The following is a 22163-nucleotide window of genomic DNA, read 5'->3' on the forward strand; positions in this document are numbered from 1 at the left end:
AGCGGATGCCGCAGGCTTTCTCCCAGAATCCGGCCCCGGACGGTGAAACTGCCGTCACCGGACTGGTCCATTCCGTGGAATCCTGCGGCACCGTGGACGGTCCAGGCATCCGCTTTGTCCTCTTCCTGTCCGGGTGCAGCCTGCGCTGCCGCTACTGCCACAATCCGGACACCTCCTACGTGCGGAGGGGACGCTGCAGAAGCGTGGCCGACGTCCTTGAAGAAATAGCCCGCTACCGGGATTTCCTGCTGGCGGCGGGCGGAGGCGTCACCCTTTCCGGGGAGATCCCCTTTTCCAGCCGGATTTTGCGAGAACCGTACTGAAAGGATGCAAGAAACTGGGGCTGCACACCTGCCTGGACACCTCCGGCCATCTGGGCGCGAACGCGGATGAAGAACTGCTGGCGAATACGGACCTCGTCCTGCTGGACATCAAGGCGTGGAACCCGGAACGGTACCGGGCCCTGGCAGGCGGGGAATTGCGCCCCACCCTGGAATTCGCGGAACGCCTGGCCGCCCTCCGCAAACCCGTCTGGCTGCGCTACGTCCTGGTTCCGGGCCTCACGGACAACATGGAAGACATCACAGAGCTCTCCCGCCATGCGGCGCGCCTGGGCAACGTGGAGCGCGTGGACGTGCTCCCTTTCCACCAGATGGGGCGCTTCAAGTGGGATGAACTGAAGCTGGACTACACCTTGAAGGACGTTCCGGAACCTTCCGAGGAACTGACGGAACAGGTCCGCGACATCTTCCGCCAGGAAGAAAATTTAAAAAGTTCCGTGCATTGAAGGCAGGAAAAATTCTTTTCAACCATGAGGCGTTTATAAAACATCCATTCCTCCTTTTACCATTCCAAGTAAAATCTCTACCTTATATTCAGCTTTTAAAGCACGTTCACGCCATATTCTGACATCCAAAGCCAGACCCTCCTCCCGTGCTTGTAACAGCAACGCAAGAATACATTCCCGTATGCAGGGAGGAATTTTTCTCCCTGTTCCAAACGAACTATATCGGTCACGTCATATCCAGACAATTCAGCAAGATGAGCCAGCGTTAAACCGGCATCATTTCTCAACTTTTTAAAATTAATGCCTTTAGACATGACTTCCTGTTTAACACAGGCGTTTCTTCATCATAAGAAAAAGGACTAAGCTCTTTTCTTGGTAGAGAAACCCGTTAAATTTCAGAGGTTGTTATTTCCCTCAGAGCATCCAATACCTCCTGCACGGCAATATGGCGGTTGCAGGGAACATCACGGTCGCACTCCTTCAGGAAGCAGGGGGAACAGCACTGGTGGCTGTACAGGGAGCGGTTGAAGGGGCCCATGGGCCGGCAAACGTCCGGGAGGCGGGTGGAAAACAGGGTCACCACCGGAAGACCGCGGAAGGAGCAGAGGGACGGAATGTCACCATCCACAGCCACGGCCGCCACGGCGGCATCCATCACGGGGAACAAGGCTTCCGGAGTTCCCACCGCCAGCTCCACATTCAGGCGTTCCGCCAGAGCGGACGCGCGTTCCCGGTCTTCTTCCAGAGCGGCCAGTACGGGCCTGCCCGGCAGAAGGGAAACCAGCTCCGCCCATTGTTCCTCACTCCATTCACTGGCGCTGCCCAAGCTGGAGAACGGAGCCAGCAGGATGGGGGCGTTTTCCGCCGCAGCCGCCTTTTTCACCGGGAACAGGGACGGATTCCAGGCATCCAGCCCGTGCAGCCCCCCAGTTGCAGATAAAGCTGAACCCGGTGCATGGGGGAGCGGCGCGCAGGACGGGAGCCTTCACCCGGAATTTGTATTTCCGTGCGCCGGGATGCGTGTCCAGCCCGGAGAACATCATGGGCCCGTACGGTTCCAGCGCCTTGAGCGTTTCCATGTCCTGGTCCAGCATGACGCCCAGGTCCAGCGGACCGTCATTGTAAAATTCATCCGCGGCCAGCGCCTCCCGGAGCTGATTCAGGGAATCGTGCGGCAGAACATGGGTGACTTCCGGCACCGCCTTCCATACCCCCGCCTGCGCGGACGGGCAGATGACGTTCACCTGCATGTCGCGCCGGACGGCTTTCAGCGCACGGACCAGGGGAACGGTCACCAGGGCTTCATCCAGCGCCTTGGGAACAGCCACCAGAATGCGGTACGGCTGCAGCTCCATGTTTTCCAGAAGGCCGTCCGTTTTTTATCCTGCGGAGCAAAGCGGTCGATGGACTTCCAGCGGTGGTGCATCCAGAACACGTCCAGAACGGACTTGCGGATCAACGTTTCCAGGCTCCGGTTCACTTCAATGGTGTCCCCCGCCAGGGAACCGTCCGAGTTGGAAAAATCCACCACGTTCCCCATGTCCGCTATCCAGTGTCCGGGAGAATCCGTGCGTACTGCGATGGCTACCATATCCGCTCCCGTCCTCTTCCGCAGCAAAGCGGGCAACGGCGTCGTGCCGGTCACCTTGCCGAAGAAGGGGACATACACCCCCTCCCAGACGAACTGGTCGCTCAGCACACCCAGGGCGCCGCCCTCCTTGACCATCTTCATGGGAGCCTTGATGCCGCCTTCCTTGGAAAACATCCGCGTGCCCCGCTCCGTGCGCCGCTTGTATACGTATTCCTCCATCAGCGGGTTGTCAAACTGGCGGTACATGGACCCGTAACGTTCCACTTCTGGAAAGAACACGCGTATCCTCGCCAGCGCCTCCCAGTTGCCGGAATGGGCTATGGCGCATACCTGCCCGCGCCTTTCCGCCGCAGGAGCGGCAAATTCTTCATGCCCCGCGATGGTGACGCATTTTTTCAACTGCTCATCCGTCAGGGTGGCCGTCTTCGCGGAGCACAGGAAATTGGCTATCGTCCTTTTGAAATTTTCCCTGCTCAATTTTTGCAGTTCCCTGCCGCGCAGGGCCGGATCCAGCACAATGCGCAGGTTTCTTTCCACAATTTTCCGGCGTTGCGGCAGCAAGTACCACGCCACGCCGCCCGCCACGCGCCCCAGGCGGTAAAGCGTTTTCATGCCCACGAGCTTCAGCAGCCCTTCCATGATCAGGAATCCTTTCATTCCCAGCTGATGGGCAAATGCAGGGCGGGAAGGAGAGGATGAAGGGGAGCTCGTCATAAGAAAACCGGAGAACATTTTATACGAATCCCTTCCGGTCCACAAACCCTTTATTCTCCCGCATGCGGCTTCCTTCCCGCGTTCCGGCGGCCTGCCGTCCCGGGAAGCCCCGTTCCATGCTTCCTTCCCACGGCGGAAAAGAACCGCTGCCGGAACGGAAACTGCACCGCCCTCCCGTCCCGTTCCGGATTTCACCATGAACTGTTACTCCTCCAAATGCAGGAAAAAGTTTCCGGAAGGCTGCAACTGCCGCAAGCTGCAGCCCGGGGCCATACAGGGACCCGGACCGCAGCAGATCATGGAAAAGATGTATCCCGTCCGGACAGCGGATACCGTTTACATGACATCCGCACGTCCGAAGGAAGGGCCGGGAAAAACAGAAACTCACCAGTACATGGCGGCCCAGAGCCGCCATTGGAAAAAGAAGAGCCGTCTTTCTGCAACAGTTCCGTGAAACAATAAAAAAGCGGACATTCCCACCGGAAATGTCCGCCCTGCTGCCTGCCGTTTGAAATGTATTTTTTCCGCCTCTCTCACTTCCGGCGGCGCACCAGCAGCGCCATCAGTCCCAGAACGCTCAAGGAGGCGGCCGCTGGTTCGGGAACCATGTTCCACGCCTCCTTGATTTCCTGTCCCGTCAATGCGGTACCATAAGCCTTGAAATCCGCGATGCTGAAGGAATGTTCATCCGTCGTGCCTCCGCCGACGGTCACGGTTCCGTTCTGGCCGCCGTTGAGCCCCGCGAACAACTGGGGGGTATCCACGATGTTTTCCCCGTTCAGGAAAATCTGGAAATCCGTTTTCCGGGTGGTGGTATCCGTACTGAGGGACATGGAGAGGTTGAACCATCCTCCGTCAATGACGTCCTGCCCAATGGTGAAGGTCTGGCCCGCTTCTCCCGTTCTCCTGGAAGTAAACGTGCCGTCCCCGTTGTAAACAAGCTGGAGGCCGCGGAGAGAACCCGTCTCTCCAAAGCTGTAAATAGTGGCGGCAGACCCCAGGGAGGACAAATCCAGCCACATGCCCACCGTCTGCGTAGAAATGTTGCGGTCCCCGCCCGTCACCGTCGCCCAGTCCGTATAGGAAGCCGCTGAATTGACCGGGGAGGAAATGCTCCATCCTTCCAGATTGATGCCGCTTCCCGTCATGAATTGTTCCGAGGGAGTGCCGGAAGAAAATTCCCAGGCGGCGGCAGTTGCGGCGCAGGCGGAACCAATGCCGGCAGCCAGCATGATGGTTAAGAATGTCTTTTTCATTATCTTAAACAGAGTTGATCGTCAGTTGGTTGAAGGGAATATCCAGAACCTTCCCTTCCATGCAAAACCAATACCGGATTTGTAATCCGATAGTCAAGCCTACAAAATTGAAAGAAAAAAGGTCCTTGGCGAAATTTCGGCATTGCCGGTGCGAACCTTGGTTGATTTTGCCCGGCTCCGTTCGCCTGGGCAGGCGGTATGCGGCTCCGCCTTATCGTGGTTGAAACCCGTTCTGCTAGCGCTAGCGGAACGGCTTCCGTTCACGATAACGCGTTGCCGCATACCGCCTGGCTGGGGAAAGGAGCTGGGCAATATCAATTAAGGTTCGTACCCACGATGCCGGAGTTTCGCGAAGGACAGCTTTTCCTTCGACTTTGTAGAATCAACTACCGGATTACAAATCCGTCCATGCGTACTATCTTCTCTTCCGCAAGCCGCAGAAGCAGTTCGTCCGGAACTGCAATTTTACTTTTGGTAAAGAAATGACTTTACAATTCTTAACCAAACGGTATATTCCGTCTCCCGAACCGAACACCAAACCGGAGTTACACACCATGAAAGTTCTTTCTTCCTTAGCCTCTATGAAGCGCCGCCACGCAGACTGCCAAATCGTGAAGCGCAAGGGCACGCTGTATGTGATTTGCAAGAGCAATCCCAAGTTTAAAGCCCGCCAGGGCGCCACGGCAGGTACGCGTCTTTCCAAGAAGGGCGTCAAGTAAACCCTGGCCCAACACAGATTTCAAGAAGACCGCCGCCCGCCGGGTGCCGGTCTTTTTTTGCTGACAAAGCCCCTTCCCGCACATCCATGCAGCTTCCCACCGTCCAAACCAGATTTCTGGACCTGCCCGGCTCCTTTTCCCTGCGGAACGGCGCCGTGCTGGACAAGGTGCGCGTGGCCTACGAGCAGTACGGCGCCCTGACGCCGGAGAAGGACAACGTAATCCTGCTGTTCCACGCTCTTTCCGGCAGCCAGCACGCCTACGGTTACAATCCGGAAGTTCCGGGCACCGGGTCCCTCTGGAAGCCGGAAAACCACGAGGGCTGGTGGAACAGCATCATCGGCCCCGGCAAGCCGCTGGATACGGACCGCTTCTGCATCATCTGCGCCAATTACCTGGGGGGCTGCTACGGCACCACCGGACCGGCCAGCCCATCCCCTACGGACGGCCTGCCCTACGGCTCCCGTTTCCCGCATGTGGAGGCGGCGGACCAGGCGCGCCTCCAGGCTCTTCTGCTGGACAGCCTGGGAATAGAACGCATCCATCTGGCAGGACCGTCCGTAGGCGGCCTGATTGCCCTCAGCTTCGCGTGCCAGTTCCCGGAACGGGTCCGGAGCTTCATTTCCATCGGCTCCGGCTACCGGGCTTCCATTGAACACCGTTTGTCCCTGTTTGAACAAATCCTGGCCATCGAGCTTGATCCGGATTTCCGCGGGGGCGACTATTACCAGGGACCGGCCCCCAAAAAGGGGCTGGCGTTCGCGCGCATCATCGGCCACAAGTCGTTCGTATACCAGGAAGGCCTGGAACAGCGCGCCAGAAAGGAAGTGGGGGGCAAGTCCGGACTGCTCACATGGATGACGCCCACCCGCAGCACACAGAGCTACATGCTGCACCAGGGGACCAAGTTTGCGGAACGCTTTGACGCGAACGCCTACATCCGCATTGCGGACATGTGGGCGGAGTTCGACATCCGCGACCACGCTCCGGACGGAACGTTTAAAACCGCTCTGGAAGGCTTCCGCCGCGCAGGAATTCCCTCGCTCGTCTTTTCCATTGATACGGATTGCTGCTTCCGCCCGGCGGAACAGCAGGATTTTGTGGCGCAGCTGGAATCCGCGCGCATTCCCGTGGAGTTCCATACCATCGTTTCCACAAAAGGGCACGATTCCTTCCTGCTGGAGCCGGAGCTTTACGCGGAACCCATCCGGCGCATTCTGGCGGAAGGGCACCCGGAACACACTCCGTAAGCTTTTCCGTTCAAGCCGGGGAAACCTCCCTCCCCATCCGTTCTCCTGATAACCGCATCCCCGGAAACAAGGGCCCCTGCCCTTGTAAAGCGATTCCCACAAACAAGGAGGCGCCACGGGTCCGGGCAAGCCCGGAAGACGGATTGACAGCAAAGCCCTCCGGCTTTAGTCTCCCTGTCAAGGCACCGGACGCTTCCGGCGAATCATGAAAACTGCGAATTCCCCACGGAGCATTTCATGGCAGCCGCACAGGGGCCGGCCACCAGGGAAAGGAAGGATATGAGCTATTATTTTATCGTAACGGTTTCTTTAAGCTCCGATGCAGACACTCCATACGATTCCTACATCCGGGAAGTGAAGCCCATTGTTGAAAAACACGGCGGCGAATACCTGGTCAGGACCAATGAGGTCATTCCGCTGAGCTCCGGGTGGAAGCCGGACCGCGTGATCGTCATCCGTTTTCCCTCCAGGGAAAGCCTGGAACGCTGCTTTTCTTCGGAAGAATACCGGCAGATCAAGTCACTGCGTGAAGATTCCGTTGACAGCCACGCCATCATCGTGAAAGGAACGGATGGTGATGAAGCTCGGTGAAGGGCTGCATCAGATCAGGATTGATTTCCTGGCAAGCACAGGAGAACGGGGATAAGGGGGGCTTTGCCGCGCATGCCGGAATGGACCGGCACCCCTGCAAATCGGATTTCCGCGACGGCCCAACTAAAAAAATAACCAAATTCAGGTGAACTCGATCCAGGGTTCCGCTGTCACACTCCTATGACTGATACTCATTACACCTCCGAGACGGAGAACGTCGGGCAATTCCGCTGTGAAACCACCTACATTCCCTCCAACATCACTTTTGCCACGGACCTGCCCGCCTCTTTTGAAGGCCGCGCGGAGTTTCCCTCCCCCGGCGTGATGCTCGGTTCCACGCTCGCCTCCTGCATGATGAGCCTGGTTTCCGTGGTCGCGGCCAGAAAGGGCGTGGACCTGAAAGGCATGCGCGTTCTGGCGCGCGCGGTGGAATCCTCCAAGGGGATTGAAAAGATTGAGCTGAAGGCCGTAATGCCCCTGGAAAGCAGCCATCCCCTCCGTTCCATGCTGGAAAAAACGGCCATGAGCTGCCCGGTCCGCCAGGCGCTGAGGCCGGACATGGAAACGCCCGTTGAATGGGAATGGAAGTAAGCCGCCCATGAGAGGGCGGAAATCACTCTTCACGTTATCCTATAAAGAAATCCCGCCCATTCACGAAGAAGGCCGCTGCGGATTATTCCGCAGCGGCCTTCTGATTAACTGACGTTTTCTTCCTTTAGAAGTTGTAGCGGTAGCCGATGCTTCCGTTGATGGAGCTGGAACCGCTGCGGATGTCCGCATTGCCGTCCACGAAGATGACGCCCTGGGTGCCTACGGGGACGCTCAACCCCACACCGGCCTGGAAGGCCGTGCTTCCCACCTTGGCGCCGTACACCGGACGCGTGTAGGAGGGGTCCGCCAGGAAGCCCACATTGGCCTGCCCGCGGCGGTCGCCCATGTCCTGGGAGACGTTCACCCGGATTTCACCCAGCGCTTCACGCCCGAAGACGTTGGAGCCCATGAGGCCGGAGAGTCTGGCGCCCACGGCGACTGCGGCCGTGGTCAGTTCCTGGTCCTCCACCCTCAGCCCGGCATTTCCGGCGGAGCCGCTTTCACTGTAGCCGTCCATGCGCGTCGTCACGATGGAGGCGTTGAACAGGGGCTGGAGAATCACGCTCTTGTCTTCATTGAGGGCGATGTCGTACGCCAGCTCGTACATGGCGCCGAAGCCGGACCCGGTGGTACTGCCGTGGGCCTGGTAGGAGCCCGAGCCGTAATCCACCGTGCGCGTGAGTTTGGCATCATTCCAGCCGCCCGTCAGGATAAGCAGGTGGGACCATTTACGGGACTGGTACCGGGCGAACAGGTTGACGTAGTAGCTGTCCAGGTCACCGTCCGCGGTATCCGCCGCATTCGCCGTGAGGCTTCCGTAGTTGGCCGTGAAGGCCGCGCCAGCGGTGAAGTTGTCGTTGATGTCCACGTCCATGCCTACCGTTCCGCCCCAGGTGGTGAGCTCATAGCCGCTTTCATCCCCCTTGGTGTCCAGCTTGGCATAAGACCCGGTGCCCTGCATCCACATGTGGAAGTACGGCATGTCCTCATGGACGTACGCGGGGTTCACGCCCATCTGCGCCACGCGGTTGCGGATCCAGCCCATCTGGTCGCGCAGGGAGTCACGCTGGGCGATGCCCAGGCTGGTGACCGTGCTGCCCGCGGCGGCGGCCAGCTTGCGGGCCGCGCCGGAGTAGTCGCCCGCGTTCTGGGAGAGCAGAACGGAGGTGTAGAAGTCGCGCAGGGTGGTGCCTTCCTCCATATGGTAGCGGGAGTTCCACAGCAGGTCCGCCCCGGTGGCCGCGTTCCGCGTCAGGGAGGAGTCACGGAAGATGTTTTCCGTGCGCGCCGTGCCGGTGAGGATGATGGCCGTCATGCTGTCATTCGTGGTCAGAGACAGGTTTTCATACAGGGAGCTGAGGATCATGTCCTGGAGGGTGACGTTGTCGCCCAGGGATACCAGCGCGCCGTCCGTCGTCTTGAACAGTTCCATGTTCAGCGTTTCCGTGCTCCCCGTCACCAGGGTGTCCAGGTTGGTCATGACCAGCGTCACTTCTCCCGTTCCGTCGCCCAGCGTAATGTTTCCGCTGGAGGTGACGAAGGGGTTCCCCAGGCCATCCACCGTGGTGGAGGACGTGGTGATGGTAACCGTGCTGTTCCCCGTCACGCTCAAGCCGTCCGTGCCAAGAGTCAACTGGGTCTTGGGAGCGTCCGCACTGCCGATGTTGAGCGTGCCTCCGTTCACTGTAATGCCCTTGTAGGCAGCCTGGGCGGGATTACCGCCTTCCGCAGCCGCGCCGGCCAGGGTCAGCGCGCCGCCGTCGCTCACGTTCAGGTTGTAGCCGGCATTGCCCGCACCCTTGATGGTCTGCACGCTGCCGTTGCCGGATTTGACGTTGAGCGTTCCGGATGCGCCGTCCAGCGTACCGGTGAAGGTATGGGAGGCGGAGGAGTCCACCGTCATTTCCGCGCCGCTCAGCTTCAGGGCGCCCCCGCCCGTCAGGCCGGAGACCGTATTCACGGAGCCGGCCGCGGTGGAAAGCGCGGAACCTTCCCGGATGTCCAGCAGAACGCCGTCCAGGGAGGAGCCGTTGCCCAGCGTCAGGGAGGAGTCCGTTCCCATTCCTCCGAGGGTCAGCGTGCCGTCACCGGAGATGGTCACATCAGTCACATGGCTGCCGGCCTGCTGGCCGGTGAGGACCAGCTGGGCGCCGCGGCCCAGGTCCAGGGTTCCTCCACCCGTGCCGGAGGCCAGGTTTTCCACCGTCGTCACGCGGGAGGCGCCGTCATTCCTGCCGCCCAGCGTGATGTCTCCCCCGGCGAGCTCCAGCGTAGTGAGGCTGTTGCCCGTACCGTTCAGGACAATGTTCCCTTCCGTGGAGCTCAGCATGGAGTCATTTCCGGTGAAGCTGCCTTCCACGGTGAGGGTTTCCGCTCCTTTCTTGATAAAGTCCACATGGTCCCCGCTGATGGTGCCGCCGTAGCTGTTGCCTCCGGCGTCCACGTTCTGGATCAGGTCCACCACGGCATGGTTGGCGGCAGCGTCCGCCGCCGTATTCGTCACCACCAGAGCGCCATTGCTGCCGATCAGGTTGCTGACTTTCAGGCCGTCTCCGTTCCGGGAGGCTTCAGGAGCACCGTTCAGGCTTACATTGAGCGTGGTTCCGTTGATGCCCACGGCCTTGTAGGGATCCAGGGCGGCGTAGTCGCTGATGTTGGGGTTGTCCGAGTTGGGCGTGGTGTCCACGAGGTAGACGAGGTCCGTATTGCCGCTGACCATCAGCGTTCCGTCCGCGCCCAGGACTTCCGTCACGGCATAACCGAGGGAGGCCAGAAGCGGGGAGAAGGCTATCTGCTTGTAGTTGTCCACGGTCAGCGTTCCCGTCGTCAGCACCAGCCCTACGCCGTCGGCGGAATCCCGGTTGGCGGAGAGCAGGTCCAGGACGCCCTGGTTGCTGAGGTTGATGGTCGTGTTGGCGGCGGAGAGCGTCAGGCTGTCCGCATCAATGACGCCCTGCCCGGTTGTTCCGCCCGCGGTAAGGCTGCCGGAATCCAGTTTCAGCGTCACCGTCTTTCCCGTCATGTCCAGGCCGCCGGAGATGCCGGTGAGCCGGGAGTAGTCTTCCATGACGATGGAGCCGACCATGGAGCCGGACAGACCGCCCAGATTGATGGTGTTCAGGGCGCCCTGCGTTCCGGCGGAAGCGGCCACTTCCACGTTTCCGGTGGTTTTAGCTCCCGCGTTTGCCAGGCTTCCCTTCGTGATCAGGATGGCGTTGGCCGCATTCTGGGAGGCCAGGTCAAGAATCCCGTTGTTGACGGTGACCCGCCCGGACCCCAGGGAGTCGGCCCCCGCGAGGGTGACGGTGCCCGTTCCGGAGAGCGTAGTGGAACCGGTGAACCCGGTGTTGCCGGCCGCCAGCGTTATATTCCCCGTGGTGTCGACGACCAGGGAACCGGCTCCGGAGAGGGCCCCGGCCCAGGCGCTCCCGTCACCCAGCCGCGCCGTAGCGCCGCCCGCAATGGAGAGGGTGCCCAGGAAGGTGTTCGCTCCGGTGAGCTCCAGCGTTCCGGCGTTTACGGATACCGTGCTGCCGGCCGTGCCGCTGATGACGCCGCCGTAGGAGAAGTCGCGGGCAAAGGCCAGCGTGGAGTTGTTCTGGATGTCAATGCTGTCCCCCAGCTTGGTCACATTGGCGGAGTTCACCGTAACTGTGCCGCGGTGCACCTTGAGCTGTCCGTCCAGATTGACGCCGCCCGTGAGGGTGATGTTGCCCCCGCCCTGGGTGGAGAACGCCGTTCCGCTCAGATCGCCGCTGAGGGTGAAGTCCTTGGTGGCGAATATCTGGTTGCCCGTAAAGATGATGTCATTGGCAAAGGCGCCCCCGGCCGTGCCGTTCCATTCCGCACGGACATTGGAGTCCGCCAGGTTCACGGTGCCGTCTGCTCCCATGGTCACGTTGTTCAATTGGAAGTAACCGGATGTCACGGACAGGGTTCCCTGGAATGCCGTGCTCATGTTCAGGACATTGGCTCCGTAGCTGGTTCCCAGGCCCACGGAAATGGTGCCGGTGCCGGAGGCATCCAGGTTCAGCGCCGTGTTGTCATTGGCGCCGCTGACCGTCAGCATGGAGCCGGCGGCCAGTTCCACGGTTTTTCCGTTGGCCAGGGCCTTGGCGGCGGTAGCCGTCACATTTTCACCCAGGATCAGGGAGCCGTCCGTCCACGTCATGTTGTCTGCGGTGAACGCCGTGGCAAAGGCGCCGGACGCCAGATTGAGGCTCCGCCCTGAAGGTTGATCATGCCCATGCCCGGCTGGACGTCAGCCGTAGCCAGCGTGAGCGTGCCACCCGTAATGGTGACAGCCCCGGAACCGAGGGAGTTGGCCACCTGGGCCACCAGCTCGCCCTGCTGGAGGGAGATGGCTCCCGCCCAGCCCGTATTGTCCAGGTTCAGGGTAAGCTTGCCTTCGCCGCGCTTGGTCAGCGTGCCCTGCGCAATTTTTCCGGTGCCGTCTGAGGCGAATACATAGTCGCTGCCCGCGGCGTTGTTCACCGTGATGGAGGCCGGATTCACCGCGCCGGACAGGGTGACGGTTCCCGCTCCGGAGCTGTTGAAGACCAGGTTCTGGCCGGCGGCCGTATCCGCAGAGCCGTCAATGCCCCACTGGGCTCCCGTGTTCGTGTCGCTCCAGGTCATGCCTTCCGTTCCCTGCCAGATCCAAACGTCCCCGGCGGAAGTCACCACCAACTTGAGGGTGGCGCCCGTCTGTTCGAGCGTGTAAATCAGCGTTTCGTCTCCGGTATAGCCGGCCCAGTTGAAGATGGCGCTGGCGGCATCAAGTCCGCTGGCAGCAGAAATCAGGGTGTATTCCCCGGCTTCCGTAATGCCTTCAAGGCCATTCAGGGTGAGGTTGAACGTACCGGCCCCGAAGGCCCCACCCACGCCGATGGAAGAGCTTATATCCAGGGTCAGCGTGGAACTGGCCGCCAGATTCAGGGCCCCGGCGGTCGTCATCCGCGTATTGGCCGCCATGGTGATGTTCCCCAGGGACGTGGCCCCTGCGGCAGTAAGGGCAACGGTTCCACCCTGGATGTTCGTCAGCCCCGTGTAGCTGACCGTTCCGCCCAGCGTCAGGGTTTCATCGCTGACCTTGGTCAGGGAGAGGACTCCGGTGGTGTCATAGGAGATGGTGGTGGCTCCGTAGGCGATGGCAACGCCGTGGTCCGTGATGGTGCCGTTATACGTGCCGGAACCCACCGTCAGCGTACGCGCTCCCCCCACGGCGCCCACCTGGGAGTTGGCCGTGCCGTCCAGGGAGGCGATTTCAATATCCCCCAGCACGCGCATGAAGGCGAATCCCGTGGTATCCGTGCCGGACGTGAGGGTGACCCCGCCCTGCGCCATGGAGGTGCGCATGTCAAGCCCCGTGCTGTACCCGTTGGCGGCGTTCATGGTGATCATGCCGGTAAATCCGGAGGCGTCACCGCCGATGATGAGCTTGCCGTTGGAGTTGTACCTGCCATCGCCCCCTCCGCGGCTGTAGGTCAGGGAGCCTGCGCCTGTAAGCGTTCCGGTGAAGCCCATTTCCTTGGCCCAGTTGTCCCGGCCCACCAGGGTGGCCGCCCCGTTGACGGTAACGGTTCCCGTAAAGTTATGCTGGTAATTGGTGGCGTTTGCCTGGGAGGCGTCCACCCATTTCAGGGAGACCGCGTCAGATGCGGCCGTGCCCAGAATCAGATCGGAACCGATGGTGTGGTGGGCGCTGTTGCCCGCAATGATCAGGGACGTGCCGTTCTGCAGGGTGACGGAGGAACCGGCGCTGCCCCAATTGATGGCAGTGGAGCCGCCCCCTATCTGGACGTTGCCTTCCTGCACGATCAGGTGGCCGGAGTTGGCCCCCGTCAATTTCAGCAGCCCCGTACCGGTTTTCCGGACGGAGCCGGCTCCCGTGATGTTATTGCCGAAGGTAAGGTCTGAAGGCGTTACCAGATTAATGAATGAGTTGGTATCCGCGGCAAGGGAGAACGCCGGGTTGGTCACGGTTCCCAAATTCACCGTGACCGTCGCGCCGTTGGCCGCTCCCAGGGAGGAACCCGCGCCCCAGGTGATGCCCGTGGCCGGCAGGTCCGTATCATACCCGAACGCCAGAACGCCCTGGTTCACGGCTACGGTGGTTCCCGTACCGAGGATGGAAGCGGAGCCCAGCACCAGGGTTCCCGTGCCTTCCTTGGTAACGGCGGTATTGGCAATTACTCCGGTTCCCGCCAGCTCATAGCGGGTGGTGGTGTTGCGGACCAGCATGGAGCCGGGGAAACCTCGGAATCAAGCTGCACCGCGGAGGTGGCGACTCCGGCCTGGTCTGCAAAGGAAACCGCCAGGCCGTCCGCATACGTGGCGGGCGTGCCGCCGTCCGTCCAGATGTTTTCCGCGCTCCAGACCCCGTTTTCACCGCCCGCCCACAGCAGGAGGGTTTCCGCCGTGTAAACCAGGTCCCTGCCATTGTTGGAAAGGGTGATGGTTCCCGCCACGCCGTCCGCAAAGACGGCCTTGATGGAAGAGATGTTGGTCAGTCCGGTGGTGGAGAGCACGGACATGCCGTCCGTCAAGGCGCCAAACCCGGTAAGGTCCAGATTCAATTCCCCTTCCGCGGAAAGGGCGAACGTGCCATTCACGTTGATTCCCGTTCCGGCGTCTCCCGCCAGGGCCAGCGTGCTGGAGCCGTCCACCTTCAGGTTCCCCGTAAAGAAGGAGTTCTGGAACATGGTCACAATGTCGAAGCCGGTAATGACCGTATTGGAGAAGGAGATGGCCTGGTCCGCCGTATTGCCGTAACCGCCCAGAAGCAGGGAGGAGGTGCCCCCTACCGTGCCTTCCGACACATTCAGCGTGCTGCCCGCTCGGAACACGGCTTTTTTAACGGTGAGGGTGGCGTTCCCGTTCACGGCGGACCTTGCTCCGCCGCCGCCCGCATAAAGGGCTCCCGTATAGGCGCCGCCATCCAGCGTCAGGTTGGAATTGCCTCTGACCGTGGAAGTTCCGGCAGTGCCGTAGCCGCCGCCGTAAATGGCCCCGGTAAAGACGGCGTCACTGGCGGCAGTGATGCTGACGTTGGAGTCCCCGTTGATTGTATATGTTCCGGAGCTGCCCGAGTAGGAACCGCCCACGATGCTCTTGACGAAGGTGCCGGAGGCAGTCCCCAGGTCAATCGTCACATTGGTGCTTCCGGTGATGGCGGCGCTGGAAGTGGAGTTGGCTTCATAGGCGCTGCCGCCGATGATGAAGCCCCTGGCTACGGAATTGAGCGAGACGGTTTCATCCGTCACGCTCTGCATGCTGCGCACCACGACAAAGGTGCTGCCGTCAATGTTGTTGGTGGAGTTGTGGGCCGCGGTGCCACCGCCTATCACGCTCCCCTTGACCACGGCATTTCCGTCCACGGACACGTAAACGTTCCCCGTAATGCCGGCAGCTTGGCCGTCCTTGTAGTTGCCGCCCACCACCCAGTTGACGGAGGTATCCCCCTGAATCTGGGTATGGACGTCACCCGTGATGTTCCACTTGCCGGTGCCGCTCCAGTTGTTGGCATAACTGCCGCCGATGATCAGGCCGTAATTGCCCCCCAGCACATCCGTCCAGATGCCGGTAGTGATCTCCGTGGCCGTTGCATTGGTTGCAGTGTTGTAATAGCCGCCTGCCAGGGTCACTCCCGTCAGGTCACCCGTTCCGGTCACGACGTTCACGGAGCCGAAGCCCTCCTGCATGGACGCGGCGCGAATGTTGTACAGGGCCAGCGTCTGCTGGTCCGCCAGTGTTCCGGCGCCGGAGGTGGGGGCGTTTTCCAGCCCCCAGGCGGAATCCCATGCGGTATCATACGCGCCGGATCCCGTGAAGGTAATAACCGTTTTCCCGTCAACGGTGGTGATGGTGTACAGGGACTCGTCAATATCCGCCAGCGTGAACCCCGTCCCCAGGTCAACGCCCAGGTTGTAGGAGGTATTCACCAGGGCTTCGGAACCGAACAGGTCCTGGAATTCCTGGAAACCGGAAAAATCAATCAGGCCAGAAGTCAGCGTCACGTTCTGAAGCACGCTGCCCACATTGTCCATGGAGGTGTAGTACAGGCGTCCGCCGTCCACCGTTACATTGCCCGTAATGGTTCCGGAACCGTTGGCGAGGATGCCCATCGTTTCCCCCACTGTGAAGGCGTCCTGGAAATTCATGGTGCCCGCGGAGGCGGAGATGGTTCCATTCCCCGTCAGTCCCGTCACATTCATGGTTCCATTGCCTGCATCCAGCCTGCCTCCCGCAAGCGCGGCGCTGATGGAGCCCGCCTTGGAGAGTACGGCGCCGGAATTGACGGTGTAGGTGCCTGTAAGCGCTACGTTCTCGGACAGATGCACCCAGCCTGACTGGGCTACAAAGTTGCCTGCCCCGGTGATGGAGTTGTCAATGACGTCCGCCGCTTCTCCCGCCGTACCGTAATAAGTGAGGTACTGGCTGCCGGAGGAAGTAGTTACGGCGGCGGTGCCGAGGGAACCGGAAGCGTTGATGCCCAGGGAAGTGGAGTTGCGGGTGATGGCGATGGTCCCGCCAATCTGGTTTTCCGTGCCGGTCAGGGTGTAATAAGTGTACTCGCTATCGGTCCCGCTGATGGAAAAGCCGGAGGCGGCCGTAAGCACGCCCGTGAATTTGATGTTCTTGCCGTACTGGGTAGTGAGGTTCACTCCGGTGCCGAACGTGGCTGCCCCGGAGAAGGTAAAGCCGTCCCCATTGATGGAAGTGGCGTCATAGTTATAATATCCGGAAACGGCGGGGCCGTCCTGCACGGTGAGCGTTGTGCCGTCCCCCATGACCAGCTTCTGGGACCAGTTGACATTGCCGGAAAACAGGGAAAGCGTTCCGCTGCTGATTTTAAGAGTGGCATCCGCGGAGGCGGCGGGGGTCAGCGCCGCGCTCTTGTCGGAATTGCCCAGGGTGAACGTGCCGCCCCCCGTGTAATCAACTGTCACGGTGCCGCCGAAGCTGCCGCCGTAGGAAGAAGAGTCCCCCGTGATGGTCAGTGTGGTTCCCTCCCCGGTAATCAGGGCCGCGGTGTTGTTGTGCACCAGTTTGCTGATGGAGGTATTCACGCCCGCTTTCAGGACGGAGGCCCCGGTCGCATAACCATAGCCGCCCAGCTTGATGGTGGCGTTCTGGGCCGCCAGCGCGTGATTGAGGTTCAGGATGTTGTTCTGCGTTCCCCCTGTCGTGTTGGAATAGAGGGAAATAATGCCGTTGAAGGTGCCCGCCCCGTTCAGGGTGAGGGTGGAGAGGGCCGTTCCTCCGTTGGCGACGCGATTCACTGTCAGCACGGCTTCCGGGGCGTCTCCGTTCAGGTTCGTGATCGTAGCGTTGCCCGCCCCGGCAAAATTCAAGGTGGTGGAAGCCGTAACGGTGCCCACGTCATAAGTGGAGCTGCCTCCCGCCGCTACGTTAACCTGTGTCCCGTTAAAAGCGACATCCGCAGCATAAGCCTGTGATACTGTTATTAAAAGACCAGAAACTCCTGCAAAGGTGGCAGTTCCAAGCGTTACCCCGGAGAAGGAGGTTATCAGGGCGGCCAGCAGATTCAAGGGAAGGTGCAATTTCATGTAACGTTTGACAATTAATGGGTTATTCAATCATAAAAGAACCTTTCCCACAACACGGCAAGGGAAATATGATTGTGAATATAAATAAGGAATTCGCAATCCGCTGTCAAAGGAAAAGAATCACCTGCAACGGTTTTCTAACAGAAAGGAATTATCCCCGTTAAACAGATTTTCCCGGTTTTCTATGAAGGGATTATCTTTGAAACAGATAATCCCTTGATTGTTAAATATTATTCAATGATGAAATTTTGAATGATATGTAAATAAAGAGACGGCGGATTGCGAATTCGCATTTGCTCTTTTCATGACAGGACAAAATAAAAATATGCCTCACAACAAGTTATGAAAATCGCACTTTGGAGATTGAGGAAGAATGACTAAATATGCCTCTGGTCCATTTTCCCAAAATTTTCCACTCCCGCAGCATGGTGAAGCGTTTGCACAGGACTCCGGGGCACGTCTCCGCATGGTCGGGCAATGGAACCGGCATCCGTTTGAAACACATGAAGAGTGAACGGATCCGGAAGAGAAACGGACTTCCAAGGCCGGGACCCCTTGTTCCCGGGAAAACGGCCATCAGATAGCTTGGAGGACTCCATGGCTTGAACGCGTTTTCCCGCCTTTTATCAATCAATCTCCTCCAAGCACAACAGAGGAATTCCAGCTGTTTATTCCTTCCGGGGTCCTATGATTATTTTCTCCTTTTCCGGCATGTGACGGATTTCTAATCCGATGTCAATCCTACTACAATGATAGGGAATTATTTTAAGACAAATTCCTCTTCTGAAATAAAGCGCTGAGCGAAACCCCTTCATCTTTCAGAACCCCATGCTTCATTCTTTTCTTTTTTGCCGCGGTAAATTTCTTAATGCCCCAAAATACTTAATCACATAGAAATACATAGTTTTCCAACAATCAATCCTGTTACCCGATATTTCTCAAATGGTACCTGCTTGAGTTTCTTCCTGCGGCTGAAGAAAAATACGGATTAGAAATCCGCTATTTAGTTCTGCTCTTTGCCATAAGGCTATATTTATTCTTATTATTGATCATGAAACCCATCCTTCCTTTGTTGCTGCGCCGCAGCCTCCTGGCCTCTCTGCTGGTTCCCATTATTTCCCTGTCCTTCTCCGCCTCCGCGGCGGACTTCATGGTAGACGCATCTCAATATTCCGATCCAGACAATAACATATACTCCACCCTGGAGGAACTGGTCTCCTCCGTCGCCCTAGTTGCCGGGGATACGGTGATTCTGAACAACGATGACGCCTCCCTGACTACCGGTCTAACCGTTCCTGTCAACTTCCGCTCCGCTGATCCGGCTGCACTCTGTGCCGTAGACTTATCCGGCCTGGGTAAGAATCCCTTGTACGACCTGGGAGCGGGAGAGTACACGCTGGAGATGGACTCCGTCATCTGGAGCAATGGCACCGCAGGAGTGATACGCACAGCAGATGATAACGTATCTCTGGAAATCACCGGAAAGGTTCAATTTCTCAATAACCATGTTGATAATTCAAACAATAGTGCTTACGGAGGAGCTATTGATATGGAGGGAGGCCATGCAACGCTGACCTTGGGGAACAACGCTACCTTCTCCAGGAATTATGCTTTCTCCTCCTCCAACTACTCCTCTTCCTCCTCCTCTGGCGGAGCGATTGCTATGAGTGGAGATGATACAACGGTGACTCTGGAGGACAACGCTACCTTCTCCGGGAATTATACTTTCTCCGACTCCACCTCCCACTTATCCAACTACCCCTCCACCTCCTTTGGCGGAGCAATTTACATGGAGGGAGACCATGCAACGCTGACCCTGGGGAGCAACGCTACCTTCTCCGGGAATTATACTTTCTCCAAGTCCGGCACCTACTCCACCGCCTCCACCTCCACCTCCTCTGGCGGAGCGATTTATATGCGTGGAGACCATGCAATGCTGACGCTGGAGGACAACGCTACCTTCTCCGGGAATTATGCTTACTCAGACTCCTCCTCCAACTACTCCTCCAACTACTCCAACTCCTCTGGCGGAGCGATTCATATGGAGGGAGACCATGCAACGCTGACTCTGGGAAACAATGTTACCTTCTCCGGGAATTATGCTTCCTCAGACTCCTACTCCATCTCCACCTCCTCTGGCGGAGCGATTTATATGCAGGGAGTTAACTCTTTCCTCACGATCCGTAACGGCGCCATCTTCACCAATAACTATTCCTCTACCTACGGTGGAGCCATTTACCTGCAAGGGATCACTACCGACAATTCCAGCCGCTTTCTGGCATTCACGCATGACGTGCTCTTCAGCGGCAACATGACCGGGGGGACGTTCACTCAACACAATGACGGCTCCTTCTCCGTGGTAAACGGCGTTGCCAACGCCATTCATGTAGACGGAACCAACCATCTCCAGCTGGCCGCCGCCCAAGAAAAGGAGGTTCGCTTTAATGATCCGATCACCAGTGCGGCTTATTTTAGTTCTACGGAAAACGTCACCCTCTCTCTCAACCAGTACACGGATGACGACGGCATCTCCCACGCTACGGATGGCACTGTCATCTTCAGCGGGGAACTCTACCAGGGGGACAACGCCCACCTCGTGGCCAGCCGCTACAGCGATTTCAAGGGACAAACCACCCTCTACGGCGGCTCCCTCATCCTGGAACACAATGTCGTCTTCGGCAATGCCGGCCTGCGGGACGATACCTCCATGACTCTGGAACACGGCACTCTGGAAATCACCGGGGGCAGCGTCATCAATGCCGCCTCCTTCTCCATCACGAATGGGGACGCCGTCCTGCGCCCCGGAACCACCGCCTTCATCAATGCCAAAAACGTGGATCTTTCCCGCGGCTTCGTCTTTGACATGCAAAAGCAGGCTCAGGAAACCGCCACGCAGGCAAACACCACCGGCCTCTCCATCTCCGCCTCTGATTCCTTCACCCTGGGCGGCTCTATAGGGATTATGGACACGGGGATATCCGCCGATTATTTCTATGCGGACAATTCCTGGAAGCAGCAGCGTACCTTCATCGTCCTGACGGACTCCAACCAGACCCACACGGATGACTTCTCCGGCGCCCATTCTCTGGCTGCCGGGTCCGACCGGGTGGACAGCCCCTATGCCTACATGGGCTCCTGGAGCCACCAGTGGGTAGATGCGGATGGTGACGGCTTCCCGGAACAACTCCAACTGGTCTGGACTCCCGCCGAGGACTCCGCCATCCGGGACATCCTTCCGGAACTGGCAGGTACCCTGGCTATGAACTCCATGTGGTCCAGCGCCGCCAACGCGCTTGGGATGTCCCGGGCCGCCCTGGGCAACCTGGATGCCCAGCGCTTCATCACCGGGCCGGAAAACAACTACTGGGTCAAGGGCATGGGGGATTTCCTCAACCACGCCTCCGAGGGAGTACGGGACGGATTTGACTACCACGGCGGCGGCTATTCCGTGGGAGCGGACAGGAGAATCACTTCCCACGCTATCCTGGGCCTGGGCTTCGGAGACCTGTACGGCAAGATGCGCGGGCGCAGCTTTGCGGGAGATATTGACCAGCAGACGCGCATCGGCATGCTCTACGGCGGCTGGCACAAGGTTCTCAACAGGAAGAATACGTTGCTGGTGACGGGAACGGCAGGCTATGGCTGGACGGACAACAAGATGAATTCCTTCCACACGGGCGGCCGGTCCCACGGCAAGTGGACCAATGAAACCCTGTTTGGAACATTCACCGGGAAGTGGAGCCGCCGGGTAAACGAGACCGTTGCAATGGAGGTCATGCTGGGGCTGGAGTATACGGACGTGACGCAGGAGGCGTTTACGGAAACGGGCTGGGACGCGAGGCGCTTTGAAAAGGGGCGCCTGAAGAACCTGAGCGTACCGGTGGGAGTGGGCTTGACGCACCGCAGTGAGCTGAAAGACCGGGAATGGATCAACAGCGCGATGGTGAGCTACGTGCCGGACGTGTACCGCAGGAACCCAAGTGCGCAGGCGGAGCGGCTGCTCAACGGGTACCGCTGGGAAGCGGAAGGAACGTCTCCTGACCGGAACGGGGTGAGAGTGAACGTGAACAGCGCCCTGCAGTTGAACGCGCGCTGGAGGATGTATGCAGGGTACGAGTTTGAGGGAAGGAGCAAGGCCACGGCGCACCGGTTTAACGCCGGCGTCAGTTATGCCTATTGACAGAGCCTGATTGCAGGCGCCGGAAAACCGTCAAAATTACTTTATCTTTGACGGGCGGCCAGCAGCAAAGAGGCTGTGCAGAACAACTGCACAGCCTCTTTTTAACGTTAACGGGGAATGTTATTTTACTTTCCGGTCCATTTGCCCAGGAATTCCGCCGCATCCTTCCCTTCCGCAATGTGCCTGAGCAGGGCGCTGCCGAGAACGGCGGCGTCCGGACGGGCGTCTTCCGGCAGGGCATCCAGCTGGTCCGGCGTCTGGAGTCCGAAGCCCAGCGCCAGCGGCACGTCAAATACGGCCCGGGCGCGGCGCATGGTTTCCGTGACGCTCTGCGTCAGGTCCACCTTTCCTCCCGTGGTCCCCAGCACGGAAACCACGTAAACGAAGCCGGAGGTATGGGGCTTGTATTCCCGCATTCGTTCCACGGAGGTGTTGGGAGCCACCAGCGTGACGAGCGTCAGTCCGTGGGGGTCAAAGGCATCCCTGAAGATGCCGGATTCTTCCAGCGGCATGTCCGGAACGATGAAGCCGCTGACTCCGGCTTCCGCCGCATCCAGGGCAAGCCGTTCCAGCCCGTACTGGTAAAAGGGGTTCACATACCCCATCAGCGCCAGTTTGGCGAAAAAGCGGCCCTTGCGGGCTTTCAGACCGTCTAGAATCCATTTCAGGCTTACGCCGCGGGCCAGCGCGTCCCGTGAGGCCTGTTCAATGAGAGGACCGTCCGCAACGGGGTCCGAGAAGGGAACGCCTATTTCAATGATGTCCGCCCCTGCTCCGTCAATCCGCTCCAGATGGGTCCAGAAGGATTCCTTGTCAGGAAATCCGGCGGTGATGAAGGGGATGACGGCGCGCCTGCCGAGGGCATGGGCGCGCTCCACGGCTTCCTGCAACGGTGATTTCTGCATGTTGTTC

14 protein-coding genes and 1 pseudogene are annotated in these 22163 nt (G+C 59.2%); 6 read left to right on the forward strand and 9 right to left on the reverse strand.

From position 1 onward, the window contains the following. Nucleotides 1–5: 5 nt before the first annotated feature. Nucleotides 6–787 (forward strand): annotated as a pseudogene (gene pflA / locus PVA48_RS01315) (pyruvate formate-lyase-activating protein). A 95-nt stretch (nucleotides 788–882) separates the two neighbouring features. Here pflA and PVA48_RS01320 read toward each other — a convergent pair. The 5 genes from PVA48_RS01320 to PVA48_RS01340 form a co-directional block, all read right to left on the reverse strand. After that, nucleotides 883–1101, reverse strand: coding sequence for a helix-turn-helix domain-containing protein (locus tag PVA48_RS01320; protein WP_102729196.1), 219 nt, complete (start codon nucleotides 1099–1101; stop codon nucleotides 883–885). A gap of 74 nt (nucleotides 1102–1175) precedes the next feature. Further along, a complete protein-coding gene (locus PVA48_RS01325) occupies nucleotides 1176–1613 on the reverse strand; it encodes a glycosyltransferase family 9 protein (protein WP_423232109.1) in 438 nt (145 codons plus the stop codon). Further along, a complete protein-coding gene (locus PVA48_RS01330; RefSeq protein WP_423232110.1) occupies nucleotides 1597–2142 on the reverse strand; it encodes a hypothetical protein in 546 nt (181 codons plus the stop codon). Before PVA48_RS01330 ends, PVA48_RS01325 begins: the two co-directional genes overlap by 17 nt. Further along, on the reverse strand, nucleotides 2079–3035 hold the full coding sequence (locus tag PVA48_RS01335; protein ID WP_423232111.1) for a lysophospholipid acyltransferase family protein: 957 nt from the start codon (nucleotides 3033–3035) through the stop codon (nucleotides 2079–2081). Before PVA48_RS01335 ends, PVA48_RS01330 begins: the two co-directional genes overlap by 64 nt. Before the next feature lie 590 nt (nucleotides 3036–3625). Further along, complete coding sequence (locus PVA48_RS01340) at nucleotides 3626–4348, reverse strand: LamG-like jellyroll fold domain-containing protein (protein WP_102729199.1); 723 nt, start codon at nucleotides 4346–4348, stop codon at nucleotides 3626–3628. A 554-nt stretch (nucleotides 4349–4902) separates the two neighbouring features. On the opposite strand from PVA48_RS01340, the gene ykgO reads away from it, so the two are divergent. The 4 genes from ykgO (at nucleotide 4903) to PVA48_RS01360 (ending at nucleotide 7499) form a co-directional block, all read left to right on the forward strand. Further along, nucleotides 4903–5067, forward strand: a complete 165-nt coding sequence (ykgO, locus tag PVA48_RS01345) for a type B 50S ribosomal protein L36 (protein ID WP_065529996.1) — start codon at nucleotides 4903–4905, stop codon at nucleotides 5065–5067. Between the two features lie 86 nt (nucleotides 5068–5153). Further along, the gene (locus PVA48_RS01350) at nucleotides 5154–6317 is read left to right on the forward strand and encodes a homoserine O-acetyltransferase family protein (protein WP_102729200.1); all 1164 of its coding nucleotides are present in this window, start codon (nucleotides 5154–5156) and stop codon (nucleotides 6315–6317) included. A 279-nt stretch (nucleotides 6318–6596) separates the two neighbouring features. Beyond that, on the forward strand, nucleotides 6597–6908 hold the full coding sequence (locus tag PVA48_RS01355; protein ID WP_102722751.1) for a DUF1330 domain-containing protein: 312 nt from the start codon (nucleotides 6597–6599) through the stop codon (nucleotides 6906–6908). 180 nt (nucleotides 6909–7088) lie between these two features. Next, nucleotides 7089–7499: an OsmC family protein gene (locus tag PVA48_RS01360; protein WP_022397240.1), complete on the forward strand. Its 411-nt coding sequence runs from the start codon at nucleotides 7089–7091 to the stop codon at nucleotides 7497–7499. A gap of 124 nt (nucleotides 7500–7623) precedes the next feature. On the opposite strand, the gene PVA48_RS01365 is transcribed toward PVA48_RS01360, so the two are convergent. From PVA48_RS01365 to PVA48_RS01375, 3 genes are read right to left on the reverse strand one after another with little or no spacing between them, the layout of a single operon-like run. Further along, nucleotides 7624–11670 carry an autotransporter domain-containing protein gene (locus PVA48_RS01365; protein ID WP_423232112.1) on the reverse strand — a complete coding sequence of 1349 codons (4047 nt, stop codon included), beginning with the start codon at nucleotides 11668–11670 and terminating at the stop codon, nucleotides 7624–7626. Next, the gene (locus PVA48_RS01370; protein ID WP_423232113.1) at nucleotides 11667–13742 is read right to left on the reverse strand and encodes a beta strand repeat-containing protein; all 2076 of its coding nucleotides are present in this window, start codon (nucleotides 13740–13742) and stop codon (nucleotides 11667–11669) included. Before PVA48_RS01370 ends, PVA48_RS01365 begins: the two co-directional genes overlap by 4 nt. Next, on the reverse strand, nucleotides 13691–17071 hold the full coding sequence (locus PVA48_RS01375; protein ID WP_423232114.1) for a beta strand repeat-containing protein: 3381 nt from the start codon (nucleotides 17069–17071) through the stop codon (nucleotides 13691–13693). The genes PVA48_RS01370 and PVA48_RS01375 overlap by 52 nt, the downstream gene beginning before the upstream one ends. A 1051-nt stretch (nucleotides 17072–18122) precedes the next feature. Between PVA48_RS01375 and PVA48_RS01380 the strand changes: the two genes are divergently transcribed. Then, nucleotides 18123–21251: an autotransporter domain-containing protein gene (locus PVA48_RS01380; protein WP_215451252.1), complete on the forward strand. Its 3129-nt coding sequence runs from the start codon at nucleotides 18123–18125 to the stop codon at nucleotides 21249–21251. Nucleotides 21252–21376: 125 nt separating this feature from the next. On the opposite strand, the gene trpA is transcribed toward PVA48_RS01380, so the two are convergent. Further along, nucleotides 21377–22156, reverse strand: a complete 780-nt coding sequence (trpA, locus tag PVA48_RS01385; protein ID WP_180975239.1) for a tryptophan synthase subunit alpha — start codon at nucleotides 22154–22156, stop codon at nucleotides 21377–21379. Between the last annotated feature and the right edge of the window lie 7 nt (nucleotides 22157–22163).

It is taken from the genome of Akkermansia sp. JRP_AM1 (assembly GCF_049262625.1).
Lineage (GTDB): Bacteria > Verrucomicrobiota > Verrucomicrobiia > Verrucomicrobiales > Akkermansiaceae > Akkermansia > Akkermansia massiliensis.